Origin of the sequence: Sphaerospermopsis sp. LEGE 00249 (assembly GCF_014299995.1) — a bacterium.
Taxonomy (GTDB): Bacteria; Cyanobacteriota; Cyanobacteriia; order Cyanobacteriales; family Nostocaceae; genus Sphaerospermopsis; species Sphaerospermopsis kisseleviana.
Genome location: NZ_JACJUZ010000131.1, coordinates 1 through 6,102, shown reverse-complemented (window position 1 = coordinate 6,102; position 6,102 = coordinate 1). Strand labels below are relative to the sequence as shown.

At 39.9% G+C, this 6,102-nt stretch carries 7 protein-coding genes; 5 read left to right on the top strand and 2 right to left on the bottom strand.

The genetic code is table 11. The features are described 5' to 3' along the window. The first annotated feature begins 184 nt into the window (after window positions 1–184). The 3 genes from H5968_RS24380 (at window position 185) to H5968_RS24370 (ending at window position 2,852) form a co-directional block, all read left to right on the top strand. Window positions 185–1,459, top strand: coding sequence for a pitrilysin family protein (locus H5968_RS24380; protein WP_096567057.1), 1,275 nt, complete (start codon window positions 185–187; stop codon window positions 1,457–1,459). A gap of 87 nt (window positions 1,460–1,546) precedes the next feature. Then, entirely contained in the window at window positions 1,547–2,368 is an 822-nt protein-coding gene (locus tag H5968_RS24375) for a peptidoglycan-binding protein (RefSeq protein ID WP_187042005.1), read from the top strand. Between the two features lie 130 nt (window positions 2,369–2,498). After that, the gene (locus tag H5968_RS24370; protein ID WP_187042004.1) at window positions 2,499–2,852 is read left to right on the top strand and encodes a phage holin family protein; all 354 of its coding nucleotides are present in this window, start codon (window positions 2,499–2,501) and stop codon (window positions 2,850–2,852) included. A gap of 89 nt (window positions 2,853–2,941) precedes the next feature. Here the strand turns inward: H5968_RS24370 and H5968_RS24365 are convergent, their stop codons facing one another. Continuing rightward, window positions 2,942–3,376 carry a cobalamin biosynthesis protein gene (locus H5968_RS24365; RefSeq protein ID WP_187042003.1) on the bottom strand — a complete coding sequence of 145 codons (435 nt, stop codon included), beginning with the start codon at window positions 3,374–3,376 and terminating at the stop codon, window positions 2,942–2,944. A gap of 237 nt (window positions 3,377–3,613) precedes the next feature. Between H5968_RS24365 and H5968_RS24360 the strand changes: the two genes are divergently transcribed. Next, entirely contained in the window at window positions 3,614–3,787 is a 174-nt protein-coding gene (locus H5968_RS24360) for a hypothetical protein (RefSeq protein WP_187042002.1), read from the top strand. A gap of 392 nt (window positions 3,788–4,179) precedes the next feature. On the opposite strand, the gene H5968_RS24355 is transcribed toward H5968_RS24360, so the two are convergent. Beyond that, window positions 4,180–5,463, bottom strand: coding sequence for an ankyrin repeat domain-containing protein (locus H5968_RS24355; protein WP_187042001.1), 1,284 nt, complete (start codon window positions 5,461–5,463; stop codon window positions 4,180–4,182). Between the two features lie 164 nt (window positions 5,464–5,627). On the opposite strand from H5968_RS24355, the gene H5968_RS24350 reads away from it, so the two are divergent. After that, on the top strand, window positions 5,628–6,098 hold the full coding sequence (locus H5968_RS24350; RefSeq protein WP_096567047.1) for a DUF4079 domain-containing protein: 471 nt from the start codon (window positions 5,628–5,630) through the stop codon (window positions 6,096–6,098). Window positions 6,099–6,102 lie beyond the last annotated feature (4 nt).

Here is a 6,102-nt window from a genome sequence, read left to right as displayed (position 1 = left end):
GGACTGGGGACTGGTGACTGGTGACTGGTGACTGGTGACTGGTGACTGGTGACTGGTGACTGGGTTATTAGCTTTCCCTGCTTCCCCTGCTTCCCCTGCTTCCCCTGCTTCCCCTACCTCCTGACTCCTGCCTCCTGCCTTCTGCCTCCTGCCTCCTTCCATCATTAACCTGTTAAAAGCAAGAATGCAAAATATAAATAATTCTCAGACTTCTATCTATCGCACCGTATTACCAAATGGCATTGTTTTATTGGTAGCAGAAAACCCAGCAGCGGATATTATTGCGGGGAGAATTTTTGTCCGTGCTGGTAGCTGTTATGAAAAAGTAGAAACAGCAGGTTTAGCACATTTGTTATCAGCAGTGATGACAAAAGGTTGTGATGGTTTATCTAGCTTAGAAATTGCTGAAAAAGTCGAGTCTGTGGGTGCGAGTTTAAGTATAGATGCAGGTACTGATTATTTTTTGCTGTCGTTGAAAACAGTAACTGCTGATTTTGCAGAAATTTTAGCATTGTCTGGTTTGTTATTGCGATCGCCCACATTTCCCAAAAACCAAATCGAACTAGAAAAACGGTTAGCACTACAAGACATTCGCTCCCAAAAAGAGCAACCTTTTAACCTCGCTTTTGAACAAATGCGACAAGCAATGTACCAAGAACACCCTTATTCTCGGTCGGTTTTAGGTACAGAAACCACTCTTAGTAGTATCAATAGTTCAGACTTAGCAGAATTTCACCAAGTTCATTTTCGTCCAGATAACATAGTAATTAGCATTGCTGGACGCATTACACCAGAAGCAGCACAAGAATTAGTCACAAAAGTTTTTGGTGATTGGCAACCACCAGAGCAACCACGGCATATACTAGATTTACCCGCTATTTCTGTTACACCAAAATCTTGTCTCAAACCCTTAAATACACAACAGTCAATTGTGATGTTGGGTTATATGGGTCCATCAGTCAGCGCCCCTGGATACCCCGCTCTCAAATTGTTAGCTACATACCTGGGAAATGGGCTTTCTAGCCGCTTATTTGTGGAATTACGAGAAAAAAGAGGTTTAGCTTATGAAGTCTCTGCTATTTACTCTACACGCCTGTTTCCCGCCTCATTTATAGTGTATATGGGGACAGCACCAGAAAATACCAGTATAGCTCTCGCAGGATTGCGCCAAGAAGTAGAAAGACTGTGTAATACAGAACTATCTGCGGAGGAACTACAAACAGCTAAAAATAAAATCTTGGGACAGTATGCCCTCGGTAAACAAACTAACGGACAAATTGCTCAAATATACGGTTGGTATGAAATTCTAGGTTTAGGAATAGAATTTGACCATGAATTTCCTGAACTCATCAACAAAGTCAGTCCTAAGTTAGCAATGACAGCAGCTAATAGTTATTTACAGGAACCTTTTGTGTCTTTAGTTGGTCAAGAAGAAGCAATTAAATCAGTTATCAGTTAACAGTGGAAGAAGGTAAGAGGCAAAAGGCAAGAGGACTATAGAAAATTAAGGTGTAAGATGAGCATAAGAATATCCCAGGTAGATCACATGAAATATCACTTGATAAAGAGTATTTACCACTACTCAAGACAAAAACAGTCTTATTGCTTACTTTTATTTTCCGTTACACCTTTACTGTTTGCCTCCTCTGCTAGAGTATCAATAGCAGCACCTGTAGAAATTGCCCAAGTCAGTACAGTAGGTAACATCAACCGTCCTACCTTGCAAATAGGTAGTCAAGGTGAACGAGTCTCAGAACTGCAAGCAGCACTGACACTGTTAGGCTTTTATACAGGTGCAGTAGATGGCGTTTATCAAGAAGGTACAGCTAGGGCTGTTTCTCGGTTTAAACAAGCAGCGGGCTTAAATCCAGATGGTATTGTAGATACTCTTACTTGGCAAAGACTTTTCCCTAATGTATCAACCGTTGCTGCTAATACCTTGCCATTTGTTGTCCCAGCAACCACCAGTAATAATTTGGGAGTTCCTGCTCAACCCAATAGAAACACTAGGGTTAATAACGCCACAGTTGTACCAAAACCTAATCCTCCCAAACCAACGACAACTGCCCAAAATAAGCCTAACATCAGCTTTCAGCCGACTCCGCCCAATCAGCGAAATCCTAAGATTCAATATACTACAGCCGGATGGCCTATTTTGCGTTTAGGCAATACAGGCTCGGAAGTAACCAAATTACAAAGACTACTACAAACCTTGGGATTTTTCAAAGGTGGTATAGATGGAGACTTTGGTGCTGGAACTGAAGCAGCAGTCATAGCTGCTCAAGTTCGTTATGGGTTACAACCAGATGGCGTGGTTGGTGGAGCTACTTGGGAAGCTTTCGTGCGGCGACTACCCAAGCAACGTTGAAAAAATTAAAAATTCACAATAGCTGCATTGAGTTTGAGGATATCAACTGTAGAATCAATCTAAAATCCAAGATCCAAAATCCAAAATCCAAAATCCAAAATCTAAAATCTCAAATCCAAAATTGGATGAAATGAAACACTTTTTATTAACTTGGCTGGGTACAGCGTTAGCATTATTGGTAACATCTCAAATTGTACCAGGTTTCATTATCAAGACTTTTGTAGCGGCCTTGGGTGCTGCTATTGTCATCGGGTTGGTAAATGCCATCATTCGCCCAATTTTGAGTTTGTTAGCATTTCCCATTACCCTGATTACTTTTGGTTTATTTACCTTTGTCATTAATGCCTTAACTCTGTGGTTAGCAAGTGCTATCACTCCCGGTTCAGGTTTTGAAATTCAGGGTTTTATACCTGCTTTTCTCGGCTCTATTGTACTGGCAATTGTTTCCAGTATTATTAATTATGTACTGAGAGTAGTAGATTGAAGAAGGCAGAAGACATTTAGGTGACAGGTGACAGGTGACAGGTGACAGGTGACAGTAATACAAAGTCAGCAAAAAAGTTAATTTTTACTCTACACTCTACATCCTGCAACTGCTATAGTCACTGCTCCCACTTCCCCTGGTAAACGGAAAATTTGCTTGGGAACTAATAAACTCACTGCTGAAGTATTATGAGATGCTGCTAAAATAGCTGCTGCTTCTGCTACACTCGGTGTTCCTACTGTTTCTGTAATTATTTTCCCAGGGTTGGGAACACTGACACCAGCTAAGACTTCTGCGGTGAAGGTTTTGAGAGGTAAATTATGTATTCGGCAAAATTCTCTTACACCCAATTCTGAAGCTTTAATATCAATGCTGGCAATACCCGCAAGATCGGTATAAGCAAGCTGATATGTTTGAAAAGTTCTCTCAATTGCTATATCAATTAACTGGTCAGAAATTCCTTTTTGACAACCGATACCCACCCATAAGGAGTTTACTAGTTGTTGCACAGATGCGGTAATCATAAATAATCACCCGAGATTACAGCTATTTTCAGGTAAATGAACTACATCTTGATTCAGGTTTCGCGCAAAGGCGCAAAGGAAGAAAGAAATTAATTTAGAGTGTGGTCTAAATAGGGTTTGCTGAATAAACCTAAAACCTTGATATATCAAAGGTTACAGGCTGATAAACACAGAAATTAGTGCAAGGGTTTTGAAGGGTATACCGGAAAAAGTGTGCATTTTTGGGGATTTCAAGAGATGGCAAAGAAATTTTCAAATCTCCTCCTGACTCCTGTACGGGCGAAGCATTCGGAAAATAGCCTTTTCATAAAATTGATAATTTGTCGTCCGAATGCTTCGCCCCTACGACTCCTGACTCCTGACTCCTATGCCCTCACGGAAAGACTTTCTCAGCAACCCCTAAATACATGAAAACTGCTGTAATATAAAAAATCTAAAAATTTAATTATTTATATAGAATCGTTCCAAAAGCTTATCAATAGGCAGAAAATCACACTCAAGACAGATTGATTTTCTGTTATTTTACATTGCGATACACAAAAAATGATAATTCCAATACTGTCGCCAAAATAAAAATTGATATATTGTTTATGTCTAGCACAGTAGGAAACATCAAGGTATAGAGAAAACTAAGGTAAAAGGTAAATTAAGTCTTCAGGTTTACTTTTTTCTACCCTTGTAACTCAAGCTTTTGATCTTGGTGTTTCAACTTTTTGTTGCTCCGTTGTAGCAAACTCACATCAGTTACAGCGGAGTTTTGCTTAATAAGCTATCAGCACTCAGCAATAAAACCGGACTCAATATCACTCTTGCGCCCCTGCTTGCCTTAAAATATTCGCCATTGTGCGATAACTGTTAAATTCTGCAATCATTAAAGCTGTATAACCACCTTGGTTTTTTAAGTTGACATCCGCCCCATGATTAACTAACATCTGCACAGCTTGAGTATAACCTTCTGATGCAGCATACATTAACGCTGTTGCACCTGCTGAGTCCTGGAAATTCACATCAGCACCTTTTTCTATTAGCAGTTGGAATATCTCTGGATGGTTGCTAACTAAAGCTTTTACCACAGCAGTTTTCCCATCATCTGCTACAACATTGATGTTAGCACCATTGTCAAGTAATACTTTGACTGTTTGGGTGTGTCCTTGAGATACTGCTAAGGTGAGGGCAACTTCCCCAAAGTTCTTTTTATTGGCATCTGCTCCTGCACTCATTAAAGCTGCTACTATTTCGCTATATCCTTGGAATGCGGCTATCAGTAGGGGTGTATCTCCTAGATGATTTCTAATTTCTACATCTGCACCGTGTTGAAGTAAGATTTTCACTGTATCCAGGTATTCTTCTAGCACGGCAAAGTGTAAAGCTGTTTCTCCTTCTTTGTCTTGGTGATTAATTTCTGCACCTGCATCTAATAAAGCTACAACAATATTACTATGTCCTGCTGCGGCTGCGGCTATTAGTGCTGTACTGCTATCGGGGTTTTTGATGTTGGGATTAGCACCGTGTAATAACAGTGTTTGTACTATATCTAAAGTTCCCAAGTCTGCGGCCATTATTAAAGGTGTTTCACCTTCTGCATCTGGGGTATTGACAAAATTACCTTTTTGTAGTATGGCTTTAACAATCGCTGTATAACCTTGTTTGATAACAAGTTTTAAGGCGCTATCATCGTCTTTATCGGTAATACTAGCATCCGCACCAGCATTTAATAGAATTTGCACAATTTCCAGATGACCTTTTTGGGCTGCTGCCATTAAAGCGGTGCTACCATCTTCATTAACGGCGTTTATATCCGCATCTTTAGATATTAAAAGCTTCACAATATCAACTTGATTATTGCTTGCAGCCAACATTAACGCTGTTAACCGGTATGTTTTTCTATGTAAATTGATATTAGCGCCAAAATCTAGGAGCGATCGCACAATTTCCGTATAACCCAAATTAGCCGCAAACATTAATGCTGTAGTGCCGTTGCGATCGCACCCATCCACATTAGCACCAGTAGCTAATAGTTCACCAACCCGCTTGATATCGCCGCTTTTTGCCGCATTCAGCAGTAAATTATCATTTTTATCAATCATATAATAAATTCCGCCCTGGTGGAAATTGCTTGATTTAGCATCAAAAACTAGTTTGTGCTTGTTGTCTGCACTTTAGCAAGAGAGAAAAAACAAAATAGTCCTAATAGTCCTAAATCAATTTATGCTAAGTTTTATAAAGATTTAATAATTTGGATAACCAAGCGATGAGTTTAGAACTTGCTCCAGAGGTCAAATTTGGGTTAGAGTTTGTTCACCCAACAATAATGTGGATATTGTTAGCGTTGTCCCTATATGCTGCTTACTCAGGTTTACAAGTCCAGCGTACCAGAAATGCTTCAGCAGAAGAAAGAAAAGAACTAATTAAAGCTAAATTTAATGATAAACACGAGAAAATAGGGGCGATCATCTTAGCCTTGATGGTAGCAGGTTCAATAGGTGGTATGGCTGTTACTTACATCAATAACGGTAAATTATTTGTCGGACCACACTTGTTAGCTGGTTTGGGAATGACTGGTTTGATCGCCTTTTCTGCGTCTTTGTCTCCCTTCATGCGAAAAGGGGCAAATTGGGCGCGGGCGACTCATATTTTGTTGAATTTTGGGATTTTAGGACTTTTTATTTGGCAAGCAGTTTCTGGGGTAGAAATTGTCCTGAAAATTCTCAGCAACGCATAGAAGG

Bases quoted from the DNA above. Each gene is read 5' to 3' on its own strand.
- H5968_RS24375 (WP_187042005.1), top strand. From the start codon at position 1,547: ATGAAATATCACTTGATAAAGAGTATTTACCACTACTCAAGACAAAAA.
- H5968_RS24355 (WP_187042001.1), bottom strand. From the start codon at position 5,463: ATGATTGATAAAAATGATAATTTACTGCTGAATGCGGCAAAAAGCGGC.
- H5968_RS24350 (WP_096567047.1), top strand. From the start codon at position 5,628: ATGAGTTTAGAACTTGCTCCAGAGGTCAAATTTGGGTTAGAGTTTGTT.
- H5968_RS24365 (WP_187042003.1), bottom strand. From the start codon at position 3,376: ATGATTACCGCATCTGTGCAACAACTAGTAAACTCCTTATGGGTGGGT.
- H5968_RS24380 (WP_096567057.1), top strand. From the start codon at position 185: ATGCAAAATATAAATAATTCTCAGACTTCTATCTATCGCACCGTATTA.
- H5968_RS24360 (WP_187042002.1), top strand. From the start codon at position 3,614: ATGGCAAAGAAATTTTCAAATCTCCTCCTGACTCCTGTACGGGCGAAG.
- H5968_RS24370 (WP_187042004.1), top strand. From the start codon at position 2,499: ATGAAACACTTTTTATTAACTTGGCTGGGTACAGCGTTAGCATTATTG.